We start from the raw sequence: 21,139 nt of genomic DNA, 5'->3' as shown, positions 1-21,139 counted from the left end.
ACACTGAGCCGTTTGCACGCCACGAACCATCGCGTCGGTCAGAAAATGGTCGCCCGTCCTGCGTTCGTCCTGGCCGCCTAAAATCATAAGAAATCGACTTGTTCAACGGGCTGCTAAATCGATGCCAATAAATAAGGGAAAATGAGCATCGGCGAGGGGATCGTGAGCTTCGGCAACTGTCATAGGGGGCAGTTAGAAGATGGGGCTGGATGGAGGAAGGTAGACTCGCAGTATACGGATGTGAGCGATGAACCGCAATTCAAACCGCAATTGCAGGGCAAATGACCTAAGAGGGCTAAATGAGTGACTTGACCGTAGCATCGAATTTAGCGGAGTCGGAATCGCAAATCCCGTTCTTTCTTCTAGAAGCAGTTTATCGGATAATAATTAATCGCATGCTCCTCAGGCCAGCTTTGTTCGGACTGGCTGAGTTTCTTTGTGGTCCCATTTGCTCCTGCACATTCTGATGCCTTTTCTCCTTCTAGGACAATGACTACCCAGTCACGCTGGAGATTACACTGCTTCGTGACGCCGGGTTAGGTTGTCAAAATCACCTGCTTTTTCTCCGATTATGTGAGAAAACGCGAGTTTTAGAGAACAATCAATGAGCTGAGGCGCATCGACCCTCAGCCACCCCCCCTTACGGGGGGGGTATCGGATAGAATTTAGGGATTTATTAAATTCTTGGGTAGTTGACGGAAAATAGGAAAATAATGCTTGCAATCATTGCAATCCCGTCTAAACTGCACAGTAGCGAAGGGCAGCAGAGGTCCATGCCTATGTAGAGCTCTTGAAGATTTCGCGTCGCAAGGATGTTGGCGACAGACAATCGATTGAACACAAAACAACGTAGTAACTAAGACGGGGACTGTCCTAATGATGACCACAACACGAAAAGTTCTTTCAGCACTGCTGGTGTGCGCACTCATCTCTTCATCAGCAATGGTTACCCAAGCCGGTACAATCAACCACGGCGATTTCATGGGAGCCGGGGTCGCCTATACTAGTGTGACCGAGTCTTCTAACACCGATAGCGTTCCATTGTTTGGCACTCCCGTTGTGATCGGCAATCAACTTCGTTTCTTCGAGCCAGTGGCTCTGCCGAATCCTAGTTTAGGTTTTGGTGCCTCCTCGGTAAGTGGAGCGAGTGACGTCACGGATGGGTTTCTTTCCTTCATGGTTCAAGCCAAGCCCGGCTTAGGCATTGGCAAAATCGGGTTTAGAGAAGGTGGCGACTACAGTCTTGCTGGTTTTCCTGGCGATCAAGCAAAGGTCATCGCTAACTTGATTATTCAATCGATACGAATTGATGAAGTGGACGGCGTTGCGATTGCCCCGATCTCACTCAGTGGTCTGGAATCCACGATGGCTCAACTAGGCGTCGATCCTGCTGCTGGTCCTTGGAGTAATATGAAGATGTTCAGTATCGACGCTGCACTAGCCAACATCTATCCACCTACCTCAAGTGCTACCAAGCTCACAGTTCGCCTGAATGATTCGTTGCTTGCCCTCACTCAAGGTTCAGGCATAGCAAACATTGTTAAGAAGATGTTTAATGTCGACGTTGATACTCGTATCAACGAGAACACTGTGCCAGAGCCTACTTCCATGGCTCTCGTGATGCTGGGTGTGGTTGCTTTCGCCTCCACCCGCCGTCGCTAGTCGTCTCTACGGTTATCTATCAAAGTCAAGAAGCCGTCCCTAACCGGGACGGCTTTTTTTGTTCCACTCGGAGAGCTTACCGCTTTTATTCTTGGCTAAGAATTTTCTCGATCGAGTCTAATTCACCATCGGAAAACTTGCGATTTCCCAGGCATCCGAGGTTTTGCTCCAGCTGAGCGACCGAACTGGCCCCGATCAGTACTGTGGTGACGCGAGGGTCTCGCAGAACCCAGGCGAGCGCCATCTGAGCGAGAGATTGCGCCCGCGAACCAGCGATCTCGGCAAGTTGCCGAATCTGTTGCAATCGCGCTGAGGTTAACGCTTTCGCTTGCAGGAATCCATGGGCTTTAGCTGCTCGGCTATCGCTCGGGATACCGCTCAGATAGCGATCTGTGAGCATTCCCTGAGCGAGAGGTGAAAAGGGAATACAGCCCACTCCTTCACGGCTCAGCACGTCCAGCAGGCCGTCAGATTCTACCCAGCGGTCGAACATCGAATAGCGAGGCTGATGGATGAGGCAGGGCGTTCCCAACTCACGCAGCAACCTAAAGGCCTCGGCAGCCAATTCTGAGGGGTAGTTAGAGATTCCGACATAGAGAGCCTTTCCTTGGACAACGGCCGACGCAAGAGCTCCCATGGTTTCCTCCAACGGCGTATCAGGGTCTGGACGATGGGAATAAAAGATATCGACATATTCCAGCCCCATCCTTTTCAGGCTTTGATCCAGACTCGCAAGCAAGTATTTCCGAGAGCCCCACTCACCATAGGGTCCGTCCCACATGAGGTAGCCCGCCTTGGTGGATATGATCAGTTCGTCGCGATAGGAAGCGAGATCGTCTCGCAACATTTTGCCAAAGTTTTCTTCCGCAGAACCTGGTGGTGGCCCATAGTTATTGGCCAGGTCGAAATGGTTTACCCCCAAATCAAATGCACGCAGCAAAATAGCTCTGCTGATTTCAAATGCATCAACCCCGCCAAAATTGTGCCACAAACCCAAGGAAACCGCGGGAAGCCGGATGCCACTCTTGCCGCAACGCTGATAAATCATCTCTTGATAACGCTCGCTGCTGGCATGATACATGGTTCTATCTCTAGGGTTCTAAAAAGAATCTTTTTGACAATTCAGGTTGTATTCTAGCGAGACACAAAACTCAACAACTCATGCATTGTAGAAAAAGGGGGAGATAATAGCTGCCATTGCGGTGAGAGTAATCAGACCCAAAGTGATGGTCCGAAATAGGGGCTGGGACAGACGGCTTCCCAGGGTCAGTCCGATCCAGAGCCCTGCGAGAATTGCGGGAAGCACGACAACAGTAGAGCAAACTGGAGTCCAAAACACCTCGCCGAATTGTCGCCAAAAAAACCACATCGCCAGCGGTTGACCAACTGCAGAGCAAAAAAACAAGAAGGCCCGCGACTTGTTCACTCCCCAGGTAAGCGAGTTCACGTAGATGACCAGCGGGGCTCCTCCAATTGATGCGAATCCAAGCAAAAAACCTGATAAGAAAAATGCCAGTGTCTGCCAGAACAAATTGAGACGATCACGTCGTTTGACCTTGAAACACCAGAGCAAAGTGACGATCACCAATAACAGTCCTCCCACTATCTGCTTTCCTTGAGCCGCAGAGATACGCTCAGCAAGCCAAGAAACGGTCGCCGTACCCAAAGGAATTGCCACCAGTCGCACCAGGGTGGGATAGATGAGCTCGCGAATGTCGAGGTAATCCCACAGCTTCCAAGCCCCAATTAAGTTCTGCAGGCTAGTCGAGATCAAATTGATGATTGCTGCCTCAGGGAGAGAAAAACCACAAATCACCAAGAGCGGGACTCCCAACAGACCTGATGCAAAACCCACTGCCCCCTGGATCACGCTTCCAAAAGTCATCACCAGCGCGATCAGGATGATTTCGTGTTGTGAATAGAGCATGATGCGCGCAGGTGGGTAAGTTGGCGATCGGGAAACAATCAGACCCTATTTCACGTCATTCCTTCGTCGATTTAACAAACTCACGTACTTTCTTAAGTAGGTCGTCGCTATTCCAGCCTTGGCGGATCGCTTCGGCTAGCATCTTGCGCTGCTGCAGATGGGTAAGCCGGGCCACCGCCGCGTGGGCCGACCAGGAAAGCTCTGGGTGTCGATTCTGGGGGGGAACACGGCGGGCGACTGAAGCATAGCGGCTTACCATTTCCGTGGAGAGGGTCTCACCGCATACTTCGCCAAAATCCTCGCCAAAGAGATCTTCGCCTCGATTGACCATATCTCCAATCCACCAGGGGCTCGCTCGCTGGCACCAGATCGCGAAATGCAGCGGCCCTTTCCAATCGCCCAACTGGGGTTTGCCGCTTACTTTCACATTGGCAGGTCGAAACTCAAACGGCCCGAGGGTCATTTTGGGATCAGAGGCAGGCATAAAATAAAGTTTCCGGCAAAAGTATAGAATGGGACCCGATTGCAACTTTCCCATGGATTTTACGGGCGAATCCTTGGATAATGGAAGTCTGAAACTGAACCAATAGAAGTCTCACGAAAACGCATCCTTATGGCTGATTCTCATTGTACTATGGGATCCTACCCGCAGACTCGCCTCCGCAGGCTTAGGCGAAATGACTGGTCGCGGCGTCTGGTTCAGGAAAACCACCTCTCGGTAAACGATCTGATCTGGCCACTGTTCATTTGCGAAGGCTCCTCCAATCGTGAGCCGATTCCCTCCATGCCGGGTGTCGAGCGACTGGCAATCTCCCTTGCAGTCGAAGCCGTGGGCGAGGCCGTAGCTCTTGGCATCCCCGCCGTGGCCCTCTTTCCTGCCACGCCCGCGGAGAAGAAAACTCCAGAGTGCGAGGAAGCAGTTAATGGCGAAAACTTGATCTGCCGAGCCGTGCGAGCAGTGAAGTCCGCGCATGGAGATCGGATTGGTGTGATCTGCGACGTGGCGCTCGATCCCTACTCCAGCCACGGCCAGGACGGCTTGATACGCGATGGGTATGTCGTGAACGACGAGACGGTCGCCATGCTCTGCCGCCAGGCAATCGTTCAGGCTGAAGCGGGGTGCGACATCATTGCCCCCTCAGACATGATGGATGGCCGTGTGGCGGCGATTCGTGGTGCGCTCGACGAGGCAGGATTCCTCGATGTACAAATCATGGCCTATGCCGCCAAATATGCCTCAGCCTTCTACGGCCCGTTCCGCGATGCAGTCGGTTCGTCGGCCAACCTCGGCAGCGGCGATAAACGCACTTATCAGATGGATGTAGCCAATAGCGATGAAGCACTTCGAGAAGTAGCTCTAGATATTGAAGAAGGGGCCGACAGCGTAATGGTAAAGCCAGGGATGCCGTATCTCGATATCGTGCGGCGGGTGAAAGACAGCTTTGGAGTGCCTACGTTCGCCTACCAGGTGAGCGGCGAATACGCGATGCTCTCTGCAGCCGCGGAGCGCGGGTGGCTCGATCGCGAAAAGGTAATGCTGGAAAGCCTGCTCGCCTTCAAGCGTGCCGGGGCCGATGGGATTCTTACGTATTTCGCACTGGAGGCAGCGAAGTTGTTGCACTAATAGCAAACGGATTTTGCATGCAAGTCGAAACGCTTGATTCCCGCCATCTCTCTGCTGAAGACGCGCTGGCCATTGGTCGGTTGATCGTCAAAGTTTGGCCTAAACCGGACAAAGACGAAGTTTTTCGACAGAAACAGATGCTCACCATGGGACAAGACTATCAGGGACCCGACAGTCAAGCTCCCCGCTCTTTTGTGATTCGTGAGGGAGAACACATGCTGGCCCATGCCGCAGTCATTCCGCGTATCATTGGCACCATGCAAGGAGATATTGCCATCGCCGGTCTCTGCAAGGTTTGCAGCGACCCCAACATGCGGGGTCAGGGACTCGGCGAGTTGGTCGTTCGAGGAGTGTTTGACTTGGTAGACAACGGAGTGTTTGAGTTCTCACTCTTTCAAACCACACCCCGTGTAAAGGAATTTTACGAGGGCCTGGGGGCATGCGTGACGGAAAACCGATTCGTGAACTCCCTGGCCTCGAATCCACGGGAATGTCCCTTCTGGGACGAGGTCCATATGCGTTACCCCGCAAACCGAGACTGGCCGTCTGGAGAGATTGATCTGAGAGGGCCCGGGTATTAAGCGAGCAGGATAACTGGAGCTAGAGACATGACCCTCAACCCAAAACACTCACCTCTCAACCATTCCTATGCCTGCGGCATGCCGCGCAGCTTGCTACGGACGCGACTGAGCATGGGGCCCACACTGTTGGTCGACATCCCCGTGGTACGGCTAATCTCCTGATAGGTCTTGCCTTCCAGGTGATACAAGCGGACCACCTGAGCCTCGGTGCCGCCGAGGGACTGAAGCAACCGATCCACTTCCTCTCGATCTTCAATCCGCTGTTCAACGGAGGCGTCGTTCGAGTGAGGCTCGCCAGCGAGCGAACCCAAGGAAGTGGCCTGATGTCGCTCGATGAGTTTCTTCACCACAACTCGGCGAGAAATCACCGTCAGATAGGTGGCCAAACTACTCTGGCCACGAAAGTGTCTCAGAACGGCAAAATCGTTCTCGACGAACTGAAGCATGACGTCCCCCACCAAATCGTCGCGATCGGTGGAGGCAAGGAGCACACTCCGGCAATGGGCTGTGTGATTGATGACATGGATCACCAAACCCATGAAGCGGTCGACAAAATCCTCCCAGGCGCGAGGTTTTTTTGTCAAACACCGCTCAAGCAGATTTCGATCAATTTCTGATAAAGCCACGTATCGGTGCCTCAATCACTTTCTCTCGGGGGAAGAAAAGTAGCAATTGCCCGGTAAAGCGAACAGGCCAATCGGTTGCCCCACCGACATCAGGTCCTGGCAAACTACCCCAAAATGCCAACCTATTGTCTTTCACAGTGAAAACTAGCCAACCGTTCAACCGGACTGCAAATCTGCTGGACCGCGTATCCTTCAATTCTAAATAGCCAGAAATGACGGAGCAAGCCGAAGGTCACTCCAACTGAGTGAAACTTGGTATTTCTAGAGATTTTTTGGCAAACTATCCGCTTGACAGCGGATTTACCAAGTGGGTAAATAGCATCTTGGATTATGGCAAAAGAAGGGCAAAACCGTGTTCCCAGATAAACACTTGTCATTCTGTAGCCGATATTTGTATCATTCCTCTAAGAAGGGGTGCTTTTAGCGCTTCATTTGCGAGGAGCTCCCCCATTGAGTATCCAACAGGTACCGCGACCACGTTGGTTTGAGCGACGAAAAGGAGAATTTCTGAGATGACGCATGTAGTTTGCGAACCTTGCTTTGCCTGCAAGTACACCGACTGTGTCGTGGTTTGCCCCGTAGAGTGCTTCTACGAAGGTGAGCAGATCCTGTACATTCACCCCGACGAATGCATCGACTGCGAGGCATGCGTTCCCGAGTGCCCCGTCGAAGCTATCTTCCATGAAGATAACGTCCCCGAAGAATGGGCCGCCTTCACAGAGCTCAACGCCGAGATGGCACCCCAGTGCCCGGTGATCACCGAAAAGAAAGAGCCGCTGGCGGACAGTTGAGCGTGACTTGGTTGGCGGCGCCGGTCATGTACTTGGTTGGCGGCGCCGGTCATGTGTTGGCGGCGCCGGTCCTGTTAGCCGCGCCGCGCCTGCCGAGTCTCACGAGTCAGAGCGAAGCGCGAGTATGCGCGAACTCAATTCCTCTGGTTGCCAACGCAATTAACTCGCAGACTCGAACAAGCCGTACGCAGTTCCGACATTTAGGTCCAAATGTTGGTTTGTTGTGCGGTGCCTGCGATTTGTAGAAATGCCCCACAGTCAATGTGGAAAATATCTCGCCGTCAGCGAATCAAATATTATTCGACGTTTTCCCCACGAGCTATCAGCACGTGACACTCGGCTGTGGGAGTTTTTTGCTGGCAACTAGTCTGCGTCGTCCTGCGCCCTTGCAAACTCCTTGGCACGCTGAGCAGTCCCAAGCTTCTCTCGCCACTGGTCGGCTTGTTCGGTGTCACCGCGCGCTTGGTAGAATTGTACAAGCCGCTGCAGGCTTTCATTGATGCGGGGTTTGTCATCGAACGGAACTTCCTCAGCTTGTTCCAAGAGGCCATGGCCACCGGCCAAGAGCAATGGCTCGGCCTCGTCGAGTTGCTCTTGCCCTAATAACGCAGCGCCCAACGTTGCTTGGGCTTCAGCCACCATCCAAGTATCGTGCAGATGCTTTTCACGAATGGAAAGGCTTTCGCGGGCAAGCGTCTCTGCCTCGCCCCAGTTTTTTAGCTGAATCAGACCACGGGCTACCTCCAATAATTCGCTGGCCAATAGGACACCTTCCGTAGGCAGTTCGCGACGAGAGAGCACAATGTTGGCATGGAGCTGTAAGAGTGCCTTTTCCGGCTGATCGAAATCTAGATATATGTGAGCGAGTTCGGCACCCACAAAGCGCAGCCGACGCTCCTCTTTGGCGCGTTCGTAGATGTCTTCGAGTTTGGCAAGCGAGTCATCAGCCCCGATCAGTTCGTACTCTTGGATGGCGAGATTCGCTTGGGCTTCGAGTAACCGAGGGTCGTCCGCGGGGAGCTCCTTCTGCAATGTGGTTAGAAGAGCTGACAACACCTCTCGAGCTCGTTTGCCATCACCGCTTCTTCGATATGCATTCGCCAAATCGGTACGCGTTTTGGATCGTTTTTCGTGAGTCGGTCCGTAGAATTGTTCCAGCTCGGGTACAACGTGTTCCAATAGCTCGATTGCCCGCTTGTGATGGCCGATTTGGGAGAGACAGCGTCCCAAATCAGCCCGCGCAGCGAGGCCCTGGTCTGTCGATAATCCACCGCTGTTGTTGTAAGCAGTCAGTACCTGATCAATTCTTTCGGCAGCGGCTAAAATAAGCCCCATACTCTCATCTACGTGGGCTTTTTCATGAGTGGCTCGAATTCTTATGCGATGACTATCTTCCAATGTGTTCTCAGCCTGCTTCAGGGCCTGGTCAGCAAAGGCCGCAGCAGTTTCAGGTTCTTCAGCTTTGATTAGGATTTTTGTGAACATATATCGGGTTGTGATGGTTTCAGGATGCTCATCCCCGTAGATTTGAGATTTCAAGATAATTGCTTCGCTGCACAGTTTTTTCGCTTCATCATGCCGACCTACATCTGAATATGCAAATGCCAGATTGTTTGCCGCAATCGGCGTAAGAATGTCTTCGTGCCCCCTGGTACGCACTAGCGTTTCGTAGCTACTCTCAAACAACGCAAGTGCTTCTTTGAATCTACCGGCCAGACTGTATGCATTGGCTAGACCATTCTGTGCGGTCAATGTTTCCACATTGTTGGCTCCGCTTTCCTTCAACCGAAGCTCGTACCATTCACGTGCAATCCGAATGGCCTCTTCGTGTTGGCCCGTGTGCGAATAAGCCTTTGCCAACCAGTGTTGCGGATTATTTGACGTATGATGGCTGGAGTCTAGAAGTCTTTCAAGAATGGGGATAGCTGCATTGTATTGCCCCTTCTTGACAAGCAAGGCAGCCAGCGCAGTTTCGGCTGGCCTCACCCATGCAGAATTTTGATCTCCCTCTTTGCGGCCTAAATCGACTGCTCTCCTAAAAAGCTTTTCAGCAGTTTCATAGTCATCGAGGTTTCCAAATATCGTCCCAAGATAAAACAAGATCTGCCAATGACTTCTGCGGGAGCCGGAGAATCTTGATAGAGCTTTTTCAGCAGCACGGTCCAATGCTTCTCGGACGGTTAGGACGGGTTTGGGAGCGTATCCGTTATTGTCCTGAATTGTGCTAGATGCTTGTCCAAGAACGTCGTAAACAAGAAAATCCTGTACCGCATCGGAATCTTTTACAGCTTTCTCGGCATATTCACGCTGCTTTGCTTCCTCCTTGCGAGCTTTAGACTCCTTATCAGCTGCCTTCTTCGCCTCTTTTGCAGATTGCTGAGCATTCAGATTGGCTGCTTCTGCTCTGTCTCTTTCGACAGACGCCCGATGCATACCCCAACTTAGTGCGGCAATGCTAATAAGTAAGCCTGCCAGCGAGACTGCCAACAGGGCAACAAGCGATCGGTTGCGTTCCGTAAACTTCTTTAGCAGATAGAGCTTTGCAGGTGGACAAGCTTCGACCGGTTCATCCTGCAAGTACCGTTGGACATCGGCCGCCATGGCGCTCGCTGATTCGTAACGCCGCTTTCGATCCTTCTCCAAAGCTTTCATAACGATCCAGTCGAGCTCGTCACGCAATTCCAGCTCTACGTGCTTGGTTTCCTTGGGCGAGCTGGTCTTGAGAGTCGACTCCACCGCGTGGAGCGTGCTTAGTCGAGTGCTGGGCCGCGGTGGCACCTCTTCGCAAATGATTCGTCGCGCCGCATCGATCCCCGCCTGAGCCAAGGTTTCCCGATCAAACGGGGTGGTGCCCGTCAAAAGCTCATAAAGCAAAACGCCCAGTGCATAGACGTCGCTCCGAGTATCAACGTCCAATCCACTCAATTGAGCCTGCTCGGGGCTCATGTAGAGCGGTGTCCCCACCAGTTGCGAGAATTTCGTGAACAGCGTCTTCGCGGTCAGCTCCTGGTGCAGCGCCTTGGCCACGCCAAAATCGATGACCTTCACCACAGGCTCGCCGTCATGATCGCTGACCATCACGTTCGAGGGTTTCAGATCGCGGTGGATGATGCCTTTTTGATGAGCATGTTGTACGGCCTGGCAGACTTCAGTAAACAGGCGCAAGCGATCTTCGAGCCCCAACTGCTGTTGCTGGCAGTAATCGGTAATCGGCACGCCACGGACCAATTCCATGACGAAGTAGGGCCGTCCCTGGTCGGTTGTGCCTGCATCGAGCACGCGGGCAATGTGGGGATGGTCCATCATCGCGAGCGCTTGCCGCTCCGCTTCGAAGCGAGCGATCACTTCGCGGCTATCCATCCCGGGATTAATCACCTTCAAGGCCACACGTCTTTTGACCGGCTCCAACTGCTGGGCCATGTAGACTGTGCCCATTCCCCCGTGACCAATTTCCTCGAGCAATTTGTAGCGATCGATGACGGGGTGTTCCGCGACATCGAAGTGGTCGCAGGTAGCTGCCAATGACTCCCCATCTTTGAGTCTATGAGCGGCCACCAGCGGATTCAACTGCTTCACGGCATGTGAAAAGAGATTGCTATGATCCTGATTGCAGGCGGATAGCAGCTTTTCCACTTCGGTGTGCAAAGTTGGATTGTGTGTGCAAGAGTGCTCAACGAACCGTGAGCGTTCTACTTCTGACGTTATCTGCAACGCGGCCAGGAAGATTGATTTGGCGGAATTTTCTGCTTTTGAGGAACCACTCATTTGCATTTCCATCCCGCGGGAAACACTGTGAGCATGTAAGCTCCTAGGATAATTACCTGACTCATTGTGTGCTTTTGTCCTGGAGAATATGGAACTTCAATTTATGAAGCTCGATGAACTCATCTTATTCTTGTCCTCGTGGACACGCAACAAATCAACGGATTTGCAAAATCTCCTAGAAGTCGAGATGGGCGGCTCCACGTCCCGCTAATCAGAAAACCTTGATACTACGGCGCGAAACGATGACAAGTCCACTGAAACCTAAGAGAACCAGGCAAGTTGGTTCGGGAACAGCAACGACATTGATACTGGCAGCCACTTCCGGCCGGAGGACGAGAAATGTGCTGCCTGAGTTGGTAACGAGTGTAGGCCAACCTGTCGCATCTCGATCGGTCAACTCACGTGCGCCATTGAAGAGCGATCGATTCGGATCGCTCGGATCGATCAGGTCGGCGATGGCGATTGGTCCGTTACTGGCACTCCAGTCCGCGTTCCACAAGGAGTCCGTGGAGTAGTCCGGCAGCAGGAAGTCGCCGTCGCTGTTGGTCATGGCATATAACGAGTCGGTCACATTCGCGCCAGGAACTTTTACGATGGCCGAATCGTCCTGCCGCCAAATCGCCGCATAGGTGTTGCTCTTCCCTTTACCCTTGGCACTCTGGACAGAAATGGATAGCTGGACATCGCCGTCGTCGTTTATGTCGATAGCCGGCGCTATACTCGACACGCTATGGGTACCGGCGCTGTCGCTGAACAGGGGGACGCCAAGTTGGAGTGCCTCGTAGCTCGACCCGTCTAGTTTCGTACGGAAAATCCATTCCTGACCACCATCTTGCGCGACGCCCACCAAGGTCGCGACACCGTTTGCATCTTGGTTCGTGATTTTGAGGTTATCGAAGCTGCCATCATTAATATCGAGATGGCCAATACCCAGTACGGCGAAGTCAATCTCCACAGCTGCTCCCGGGGCGCTCAGGTTGCCGACGTACACTTTGTCGGGATAGCCGCCATTCGGCCCACGCTCGGAAAGGACAGCGAAGTCGCCCTGATCGTTCACCACGTTTACTGATTCGCGGTCCGCAAGCGGATCGAACGGCCCCAGGACCTCGAGAGTCGGTGTGGGGTCGTAAATGTTGCGAATGACAAAGGGACGCTCTGTAATGTTTTCAGTCGCGCCGTCGGGCTCCAAGTTCCCTACGATCGTACCCACATTATTAATGCCGATGGCTGAGCGAGTGTGCCAACCGTTGGGGATGCTAGAGACACCCAGAATCGGATCGTCGAGATAATAAGCCTGCGTCGTGGAAATCCCGGGTAGGTAGGCGAAGGAACGGCGTCCTAGCCCTGAGTCGTCGATCGTATTCCATCCAACTACTGCGGCGTCGTTGTTATGGTCCATATAGATGTAGCCCCCGTTGGGCGTGATCACGGGGGTAATCGTATAGCGGATGTTTGGCAACGGTGGCGGATTTCCACCACCGGGCTTGCCGCCGTTTCCACCTTTACCGGCAAAGCACACATTGGCGGCTGTAAGCCCAAGTACCAGCGAGAGAGTTAAACAAATGACGGTCTGATAGTTCTTGCGAAGGGTCATCGTTGTTTCCTTTCTTCTAGATTGATCAGTAACTCAGTTATGGTTGCGCCCACCGAAGCAACAGGATGCTCCCAGGACTAAACCCAAAAGTGCGAACGAAGGCGGCTCAGGAACGGTTAACAACAAGCTATGCAAGCCACCAGCGGAAACTTGCGTGATTGTTCTGCTACCGAGGTTCGATACATCGATGGGTGTAGCGATAAAGGTGTCCCCCACGGTGGTACCCAGTCCGGTTTGCCCCCAGTGTTCGTTCCTTCCGAAAGAAAACGCCGTGCCATCGTCGGCCAGGAGTAGGCTGTGATCGTCCCCAGCAGATACTTCGACGATTTTCTTGCCAGCTAGATTGGTAGAGTCAATTGGAGTAGCAACGAGCGCCGTCTGGATAACTGATCCGAGCCCAGCTCGGCCATTGGCATTGTCGCCAAATGAGAAAACCGTACCGTCGTCGGCTAGGAGAAAGCTCGTGGCATCAAATGCCGAGATCTGCACGATCTTTTTGCCCGTTAGATTCGAGGTATCGATCGGGGTTGGAAACAAAGCATCAAAATTAGTCGTACCCAGGCCAGTCTGGCCCCCTCCGTTATCGCCAAATGAAAACACCGTCCCATCATCCGCCAATAGCAGGCTGTAACTGTTGCCAGCAGATACCTGGACGATCGTCTTGCCGTTGAAATAGGAACTGTTGATGGGGGTAGGAATTAGAACATCGTTATCCGTACCCAGGCCGGTCTGTCCATGGGTGCTACGGCCAAAGGAAAAGACCGAGCCGTCGTCGGCTAAAAGCAGGCCGTGATGCGATCCTGCCGAGATCTGAGAAATTGCTCTATTCTGTATGTAGGTCTTATTTATTGGCGATGCGGTCGGCACTTCACTTACATTGGTCCCCACTCCTGCTTGTCCGGCGCTGTTGTCACCAAACGAAAAAACGTCTCCATCTTCGGTCAATAATAAGCTAAAAGTTCCCCCAGTCTCTACCTTGGCAACCGTTTCGCCAACGAGGCTCGACATGTCTATCTCAGTGGGGCTGAATGTATTGCTCTCAAGATCTGTCAGCCCGAGCCCTGTACGACCGTTAAAGTTCCAACCAAATGAGTACACTGCACCATCGTCGCCAAGGATTAGGCTATAGGCAGAACCGGCAGAGACTTGTTTGATAGCATTTCCATTGAAATTTGGCGTAACTATGGGAGTCGCAGATGCCGTCGCATACGTTGCGACACCGAGTCCCGTATTACCTCTTTCACCATCGCCAAACGAGAATGCACGACCCGCATAGGATGGAGCAGGAATTGCAAACGAGGCAAATAGGACGAAAAAGAGTGCCGGTGTCAAATTGCGATCAATTCCGGCTAATCGCGGTGGAATTCTGAGATAGTGCATGGATTACTCCGGGGCTTGGTAAATGCAAGTTTTTTCGCAGGGACTCGTTAAGAAGTTGAGCGAGGTGAGTGGCTCGCAGTCGACCTCTAAGTAAACATGCGGATTCGGATACGAGCATGTCGGCAACAAAATTCCAGAAAAGCTGAAAAACTTTTCTAGCTGCCCGAGAGGTGTAGGTTGATAGTTGCAAAGATTGCGGATAGAGCCGGTAGTTTCGCGAGAAACTGGGCGAGCAAGAAAAGTCGCAACTTCAAGTGATTACTTGACTTAAGCGACTGAGCCGTCGAAATGGACTGCAAACCAGCTGCGAATATAGTCCCAGTGGCCATAAGCCACGTCGCGAGTCATACCCAGCAGCCGCCCCGCCTCGGCGACCGACGAACCGGCAAAGAGCACCAGCTTCAACATTTCGGCGGACTCGGCATCCGAAGCCTCCAGCCGCTCGATTGCTTCGTTCAAATCAATTAGCATCGCTGGGTCAGCGGGCAGGACAGCTAAATCGTCGCTGGCAGCATGACGCTGTAAATCTCCACCCCGTTTAGTGGCCAACTTCTGGCGGGCATGATCGATCAGTATACGCCGCATAGCCTCGGCCGCGGCAGAGAAGAAGTGCGCGCGGCTATCCCAGTGGCGGACCGTGTCGGTATCCACTAGCCGCACGTACGCCTCATGCACCAGGGCCGTCGAGGAGAGCGTATGGTCGACGCGCTCGTGGCTCATCTTCGCCGTAGCAAGCCGGCGCAGTTCGGCGTAGACCGCTGGAAAGAGGTCGGCACTTGCTTCGGCGCGACCCTCTTGGATTTGTTGAAGGATAAGCGTGACGTCTTTCATAGGACTCAGTGTATTAGGCCTTCCAGCGAAAATCCACACTTTCTCTGCAAAGATAGGATAGAGATAGGTTGACGGCAGAGCCGGCAGCAAAACGATGTAAGCTCCCAACCGTCTCATTAGATAAGTTACTGCCGTCGCGATTCCCATATCCCGGGCAAATAGAGGATAGAGGATAGAGGCTAGGGGAAATGTGGTTTGTGATTGGTGATTGGTGATTGGTGATTGGTGATTGGTGATTGGTGATTGGTGATTGGTGATTGGTGATTGGTGATTGGTGATTGGTGATTGGTGATTGGTGATTGGTGATTGGCGATTGGACATTATTCCTCACTCATCGCTTTACTCCCCTCAGTGGTCTCTGTGAACTCGGTGGCAAAAAATCTTCCCCCAGCCCCCAGATCCTAGCCCCCCCAAAATCTCAATCTCCCTACTGACTAGCGCCTAGCAACTAGCGTCTCGCGCCTGTCCACGGTCTGGCCCAAAAATCGTTGTAGATTTCCAACACACCAATCACGATAATGGTCGTAGCTCACCCACCAGGCAAGCTCATTGATAATTAAGAAATGTAGTGGTTAGTGGTTGGCCAGATCGGTTGGCGCTTGGTCTGCGCGCACGACGCGCGTCGGTGCGTGAGTCGAGACTTGGGACGAGTTGCCGGAGTTATCACCACCACGATGCTTGTCCAGCTTTGTCACTCAGAGCGGGGGGGAATTGCAAAGTCGAAAACTTAGCCAACTAAAAAATGGCCACAGAGATCGCAGAGATCTCAGAGCACAGAAAACAAGGAATTCTCTGTGTTCTCTGTGGCTATGCTATTTTTGGGTTTTCTGACTTTGCAGTTTTCCTGACTCAGAACGGGGTTTTTTTCTAAAAACTCCGACCCGTGGACCTTGCTGGTAGATACGCAAGTCTTGATCCGATAAGGATTTGAATCTCGCCAGCTCGCTGATGAAAGGGGGAGTTTTTTATTATTTAAAAAAGTTTCGCGAAGAAATACCTGAGTCGTGGCACCATCCAAGCTCAAGCTGCGCGCTGATTGCGAGCTGAGTGTCGAAGGGATGCATACCAACGCAAAACGTGGGCACAAGAATCGCTGTTCCCAGCGCGGCCTGTGGCCACAACCAAAACACTTGGAACATGAGGTCCCCAGAGGCGACTCGCCGTGGCGAGAAACTGAGACAACAGAGTGAAAATAGGAATGGTTGAGAGGAACACTAATCCTCGCTGATCTTCACTAATCTGATTAGCGCAGATTAGTGTTCCTGCAACCTCTTTCATTCCCTCCGTTACAACTATGACCTCCTGTTCCATAAATCTGTGCAAGCTGCGAAGATTTGAATCAATAGAGCCACAGAGAACACCGAGAGCACAGAGAATTTTTTATTATTCAGTATTCTGAAATCTCTCTGAACTCTGTGGCTATGTTTTTGTTGGCTAAGTTTCGCTCTCTACATTGAACCCTTTGGTGCTGCGCTGATCTTTGACAATCGAACCGTATATGTGTCGGCGAACAGCTTCGACACGGCTAGAGATCCGTCGAAGCTCGCCTGGCCTTAGATTGCCCGAAGCTTTCACTTTTTGGCCTCGGGGAGCCGGGGTTTTGTTTTACAAAACTCACCAAACTCGGCGACCCCCGCTACGCCGCAAACCTCAACACCATAACGCTTTACAGAAAATCAGACCCTCAAAAAAGGAGGGGGTTTTGTTTTGTAAAAAAAGTTTTTAACAGAATGACAAAAGGGAAAGTCCCATCCAGCGCCCAACCTGCGCGAAGGAACCGCTTCGCATGCCGGAACTGCGCACGGCTCGTTTGCAGCCTACCAACCTACACCGCCCCCTGTCCCCCATCCTCTCCTCCGTGCCATCGGTGCCCTCTGTGGTAAAATTCTTCCTGCGATTCTTGTAGAAATTGTGCCACCCGATCTGTTAAGGTGCAGGTCGAAAGTCAAGAGCTTGAATGTATGGCCCTAGACACATGACTCTAGACTCTCAGCTACCCCGCAACCCCAAAAAGTGTGCCGGCGTACCCTCGAAAAAACACGCGGCCAACATGACCAAGTTGCCAAGATGACCAACTTGAGATCTGCTGAGCCAATTTCCGTTAAGACTCGGGCGGTGATAGCACTCCGGTAAACCAGGTGGCCAATCTTCCATTGCTTTCTCTGCTGGCTTGTCTTTGAGGTTTTGCCGTTTTGGGATAGAATTGACAGCGATTCGCAGCAAACGCGTTTTTAGGAGTTGATCGCCCCGCTGCTTTTGAGCCGCCGGGCAGTTTTAAGGAAAGGATTTCGGACATGGTCACAGGACTTGTGTTCTTGCTCGTCTCAGGGATGGCAGTCGTGTGTGGTTGGCAACCGATGCCAGATGGCAGTGCCAGTTACGAATGCGTCATCCAACTGGAACCTGAATTGGTCAGTACTCTCAAGGGAGGCGATTCGATCCCGCTTTCCGTGGACGTTCCCGATCATGTGCGACCCATCAAGCGCGTACGCATTGTCGTCGGATCTGGGAGTGTTCCCCAACAGAACCTCGTGACCAACCTCAAGCCGTGGCCGGATGATGATTCGAAAGAATCCCGTGAGGGAATTGTCGAGGCACAATACACTTATCCCAATAACACCGGCGACAACCGATATGCTTCTCAACCGGCGGTTACGCAACCTGTGCTGCCGCCCAGCGAGAATCCCTTGAGTTCGCAAGAGGCCTTTGCCCGTTCGTTGCAAAACGGTGGACAAGCAGTGCGCGAGGCAGCTACTCAAGCGACCCAAGATATCTTGCCCCCTGATCCGGGCCGTAGTATCTCCGATGCAGTGGATCGCACGGGGCAGCAAATGAGTAGTCAGGTAAGAAACGTGGGCGAGACGGTCAACTCGAACATTCGCCAACTGTTTGGTGGAGAACCAGCCGGCGGTATCGCTCAGGGATCAACCTCCCAGGATTCGCAGATATTGCCACCCGGCAGTACGCCCACAGCGGACAGCAATGTTCGCAGCGGCCTAGCAGACAACGGCCAAACCATTTTGCCTCCTGGTGGAACTCAACTTCAGAACAATCGAAGCACTGCCCAGCCATCGGGCGTGAGCCCGGGAGGAGATTGGCAATCGCGAACCAGTGCTGCGCCTAATCCTACCTCAAGTGATTCTCGTCGCATGACAAACAATGCGGTACCTGGCGTCGATTCGTCGCGCTTGGGCAATCAGAATTTCAGTGCAGGCCAGGGGGCGACAGGCAACAGCTCGCCGGGTGGTTCGGCACCGGCCTTTAATTCGAGAAACTCAAGTGTCATTCCTCAAGGCCAACGATACCCTGACTCGATTCCAGCTCCCGAGAGAGATAGCTTTGATCTTGCCGACAACCGGAGCAGGACCCCGGCAAGTGACGAACCAAAAGAATCAGGACTGAGCTTTCCGGACTTCACTCCCACTGTGAGCAGCGATTCAGGATCAGCCAGGCCTGCCACGCAGCCTCTGCAGGGGCAGTCGTCTGTTCCAGAGATTCGCCGGAACATGCTAAACGTGCCAGCCGATGCTGAATTGCGAGGTGCCAATGGCCTGCCGATCGCTCAGCAGAATCCCAACTCAACACCCCCTGCGGGCAGCCAAGCGACAACGCCGCCAACCAATTTTGACTGGAACACCCAGGCTGAACCGCAATCGCAATCGCCACAGCCGGTGGTTCAGGCGGGTGCCAATCCTGCGCCTATGTTCCCACTCTTATTGTCGTGGGTGCTGTTGAGTGGGTCAGGGGCGGGGAATCTCTATTTGTTCTGGAGTTATCTGGATATTCGCAACAAATATCGCGATGTGCTCTATGATGCATCTCGCAAGATATCAGGTCGGCATGGAAGGGATTCGTGAATCTTCGAGTTTGCCATTATTCTCGCAGGCGGGAATCCAGGGTCTCTTGGTTCCCGCGTGAGCTAGAATGACGTTCTGTGGCACTTGCCGACATACGCAGGTTCTGACTAAAATAGCAGCTTCATCCAATCGTTGGGTGATCTAATGAATTCAAGCTTAAATTGGAGTATTTGTGGGAACAAAGAAGTCTGGAAAAGGGCGGCGTAAGCTGGGCCGCAAGAAACGTCGCATGCGAGCCAAGATTCGGCATCGCAAGAAATAGCCTCTCGCTCGGGATCGTTCAGATCACCAGCTCTCTCTTGATGCGGTCAGTATTCGCGGAGTAGCCTGCGCGCGAATAGTTTTATCCCTTCATGCCCGTCGTGGCGATGCCGCTGAGGAATGCGCGCTGCAGGACGGCGAACAGCAGGGCAATCGGCAAGGTGAACAGCACAGCCGCCGCCAGCAACAGGTTCAGCTCGCTCGAGTGGGAGCTGATGAACTGCTCCAACCCATATGCCAGCGGAAATCGCTCAGGGTCGTTCAGGTAGAGCAGCGGCCCCCCGTAGTCGTTCCAAGTAGCGACGAATTCTAACAACCCGACTGTCAGTAGTGCAGGTTTGCAAAGGGGCAGCATCACACGCATCAGGATCCCTACTTCGCTGCAACCATCCAGCCGAGCAGCATCGATCAAGGACTGCGGAACTGTTAGAAAGAACTGCCTTAAGAGAAATATGTAAAACGCTTCTCCTAGAAATTTGGGGACGATCAGCGCACCCAACGTATCGTACAAGCCAAGTTCGCGGATCACTAGAAAGCGCGGCACCATCGTCACTTGCCAAGGGAGTAGCATCGTTGCGATCAGCACTGCAAAGAGCACATCGCGACCTGGCCAGCGCAAGCGAGCGAAGGCATACGCCGCAAGGCTGCAGGAAATGAGCGTGCCCACGACATTGCCAACACACAATATTAATGTGTTGGCCAGGTAACGAAAAAATGGAATCGCTGTAACGGCATCACTGTAGTTCTGCCAACGAATCGGACTTGGCCACCAGGAGTAGGGTTCGGAAGCCATCTGCTCAGGTGTCTTCAGAGACGTAAGCACCAACCATAATAAGGGCGCAGCCATGAGGGCAGAAAACGTCACAAGACTCAGAAATCCCAACCAACCGGGAGTGCGATTATTCATCAACTACCTCCCGAAGTCGCTGACGAACTCGCTCTGCAGCCGCTTGCAATTCCTTTTGCGGATCGGCACCGCGATACATGACTTGTTGAGCGGCGCGCACGACTTCCTGGTAATAGAATGAGCTCACTGGCAAATTTGGAACGGGACGTTGATATGGGCTCGCAGCAAGTGAAACAAACTCACGCAACAAGGGCTGTTCTTGTAGCTCTTTTTGGTACGGTGCTTGATCAACGATTTCTTGAGAAGCAGGAATCCATCCGCCAGCGGCGCAGGCCTCAGCGGCCCCGACTTCATTGCCCGAAAATCCCATCCAATATTTCATGAATTCCCAGGCCCCTGGCTTTTGGCGGGCACCTTGCGGCACGACAAAAAAGTTACCGTTCACCCACCCGGCGTTTGCAACACCACCCGGGGGAGGTGGAAGAGGGACGACGGCGATCTCGTCAGCCTGAGTACCGTTTCGTTCTGCGGCATCAGCCGCCTCTGCCACATCGCGAATCCGCCACTGGCCATCCATCACGACTGCGTAGCGGCGATTAGCCAACAGTGGAAAAGCAGCACCGGTGAGGGCTTGTTCTCCCGATCGAAACGCGGCAACTTCACTGGAACCGTATCGACGACTAAAGTCCGCCATCCAGGAGAGGGCAGAGATGATTTTGGGATCGTCGGCAGTGATCGTTCCCGCAGGATCGGAGAACTGCCCGCCGAACACGATCCCCCACGCCCACAATCGCCGCGGGTCAGGCAGATAACCCATCTGGTTGCGTCCTAGGGAATCTGCCGCAGGCGAAATGGTCTCGGCAATGTCATCCAAATCTTCGAGTGTCGCTGGCAGTTGTAAGCCATGTTCATCGAGCAAAGTGCGGTTGCAATACAGGGCACGAATGTCGAGGCCGTTGCAAAGGGCAAATAGCCGACCATTTACGGCTCCTAACTCACGGGCCGCTGGAAAAAGCCACTTATTTAATCGCTGGATTTCGTCTGGAGGGGCCAACTTGTCGAGTGGGGTGAGGATTCCATGATGTGCCCAATCGCCAACCACAGGATCGTCATGATTGAGCAGGTCCGGTGGGTCACCACCGGCTACGCTCAACAGGAACTTGACGTCAAGATTCGACCCCGCCATGGCTATGGGACGGACCTCATAATGATCTTGTGACTCGTTGAATCCTTTGACAATTTGTTCGACGATGGGTCGATCGCGTCCACCCCAGAAATGCCAGAAGACTACCTCGGTTCGTTCAGCAGCAATTGCCAAGCTTCCCTGAAGAGTTCCTATTGTCACCACAATGATTGCAGCGATAAACAGTCGTCTCATGGTTTGGTCCATGAA

General features: G+C 53.0%; 15 protein-coding genes. 5 read left to right on the top strand and 10 right to left on the bottom strand.

Annotated features, from left to right (window positions below):
* Positions 1-876: 876 nt before the first annotated feature.
* Positions 877-1,662 carry a PEP-CTERM sorting domain-containing protein gene (locus tag Pla144_RS16000; protein WP_146451671.1) on the top strand — a complete coding sequence of 262 codons (786 nt, stop codon included), beginning with the start codon at positions 877-879 and terminating at the stop codon, positions 1,660-1,662.
* An 85-nt stretch (positions 1,663-1,747) separates the two neighbouring features.
* Here the strand turns inward: Pla144_RS16000 and mgrA are convergent, their stop codons facing one another.
* The 3 genes from mgrA to Pla144_RS15985 all read right to left on the bottom strand — a co-directional run bounded on the left by mgrA (position 1,748) and on the right by Pla144_RS15985 (position 4,073).
* A complete protein-coding gene (gene mgrA, locus Pla144_RS15995) occupies positions 1,748-2,743 on the bottom strand; it encodes an L-glyceraldehyde 3-phosphate reductase (RefSeq protein WP_146451670.1) in 996 nt (331 codons plus the stop codon).
* Positions 2,744-2,821: 78 nt separating this feature from the next.
* On the bottom strand, positions 2,822-3,589 hold the full coding sequence (locus Pla144_RS15990; RefSeq protein ID WP_146451669.1) for a sulfite exporter TauE/SafE family protein: 768 nt from the start codon (positions 3,587-3,589) through the stop codon (positions 2,822-2,824).
* Between the two features lie 55 nt (positions 3,590-3,644).
* Complete coding sequence (locus Pla144_RS15985; protein WP_146451668.1) at positions 3,645-4,073, bottom strand: hypothetical protein; 429 nt, start codon at positions 4,071-4,073, stop codon at positions 3,645-3,647.
* Positions 4,074-4,202: 129 nt separating this feature from the next.
* On the opposite strand from Pla144_RS15985, the gene hemB reads away from it, so the two are divergent.
* Together hemB and Pla144_RS15975 are read left to right on the top strand one after the other, a co-directional pair.
* Complete coding sequence (gene hemB / locus Pla144_RS15980) at positions 4,203-5,213, top strand: porphobilinogen synthase (RefSeq protein WP_197530731.1); 1,011 nt, start codon at positions 4,203-4,205, stop codon at positions 5,211-5,213.
* Between the two features lie 17 nt (positions 5,214-5,230).
* Entirely contained in the window at positions 5,231-5,794 is a 564-nt protein-coding gene (locus tag Pla144_RS15975; protein WP_146451667.1) for a GNAT family N-acetyltransferase, read from the top strand.
* 65 nt (positions 5,795-5,859) lie between these two features.
* On the opposite strand, the gene Pla144_RS15970 is transcribed toward Pla144_RS15975, so the two are convergent.
* A complete protein-coding gene (locus Pla144_RS15970; RefSeq protein WP_231936386.1) occupies positions 5,860-6,378 on the bottom strand; it encodes a sigma-70 family RNA polymerase sigma factor in 519 nt (172 codons plus the stop codon).
* A 554-nt stretch (positions 6,379-6,932) separates the two neighbouring features.
* On the opposite strand from Pla144_RS15970, the gene Pla144_RS15965 reads away from it, so the two are divergent.
* Positions 6,933-7,211, top strand: a complete 279-nt coding sequence (locus Pla144_RS15965; protein ID WP_146451665.1) for a ferredoxin family protein — start codon at positions 6,933-6,935, stop codon at positions 7,209-7,211.
* Positions 7,212-7,574: 363 nt separating this feature from the next.
* Here Pla144_RS15965 and Pla144_RS15960 read toward each other — a convergent pair whose 3' ends face one another.
* The 4 genes from Pla144_RS15960 to Pla144_RS25160 form a co-directional block, all read right to left on the bottom strand.
* Positions 7,575-10,976 carry a serine/threonine-protein kinase gene (locus tag Pla144_RS15960; protein ID WP_146451664.1) on the bottom strand — a complete coding sequence of 1,134 codons (3,402 nt, stop codon included), beginning with the start codon at positions 10,974-10,976 and terminating at the stop codon, positions 7,575-7,577.
* Positions 10,977-11,187: 211 nt separating this feature from the next.
* On the bottom strand, positions 11,188-12,570 hold the full coding sequence (locus tag Pla144_RS15955) for a hypothetical protein (RefSeq protein ID WP_146451663.1): 1,383 nt from the start codon (positions 12,568-12,570) through the stop codon (positions 11,188-11,190).
* Positions 12,571-12,603: 33 nt separating this feature from the next.
* Positions 12,604-13,950, bottom strand: a complete 1,347-nt coding sequence (locus tag Pla144_RS15950; protein WP_146451662.1) for an RCC1 domain-containing protein — start codon at positions 13,948-13,950, stop codon at positions 12,604-12,606.
* Positions 13,951-14,217: 267 nt separating this feature from the next.
* Positions 14,218-15,102: an ECF-type sigma factor gene (locus Pla144_RS25160; RefSeq protein WP_231936385.1), complete on the bottom strand. Its 885-nt coding sequence runs from the start codon at positions 15,100-15,102 to the stop codon at positions 14,218-14,220.
* Between the two features lie 1,973 nt (positions 15,103-17,075).
* Here Pla144_RS25160 and Pla144_RS15940 point away from each other — a divergent pair.
* Positions 17,076-18,638 (top strand): hypothetical protein, encoded by a 1,563-nt coding sequence (locus tag Pla144_RS15940; protein ID WP_146451661.1) that lies wholly within the window; start codon positions 17,076-17,078, stop codon positions 18,636-18,638.
* Between the two features lie 343 nt (positions 18,639-18,981).
* Here the strand turns inward: Pla144_RS15940 and Pla144_RS15935 are convergent, their stop codons facing one another.
* Complete coding sequence (locus tag Pla144_RS15935) at positions 18,982-19,806, bottom strand: carbohydrate ABC transporter permease (protein WP_146451660.1); 825 nt, start codon at positions 19,804-19,806, stop codon at positions 18,982-18,984.
* Positions 19,799-21,136 (bottom strand): extracellular solute-binding protein, encoded by a 1,338-nt coding sequence (locus Pla144_RS15930; RefSeq protein ID WP_146451659.1) that lies wholly within the window; start codon positions 21,134-21,136, stop codon positions 19,799-19,801. The genes Pla144_RS15935 and Pla144_RS15930 overlap by 8 nt, the downstream gene beginning before the upstream one ends.
* Positions 21,137-21,139: the final 3 nt, after the last annotated feature.

This window comes from Bythopirellula polymerisocia (genome assembly GCF_007860015.1).
GTDB classification, from domain to species: Bacteria; Planctomycetota; Planctomycetia; order Pirellulales; family Lacipirellulaceae; genus Bythopirellula; species Bythopirellula polymerisocia.
The sequence above is the reverse complement of the archived record's forward strand: the minus strand, read 5'-3'. Positions and strand labels throughout refer to the sequence as shown.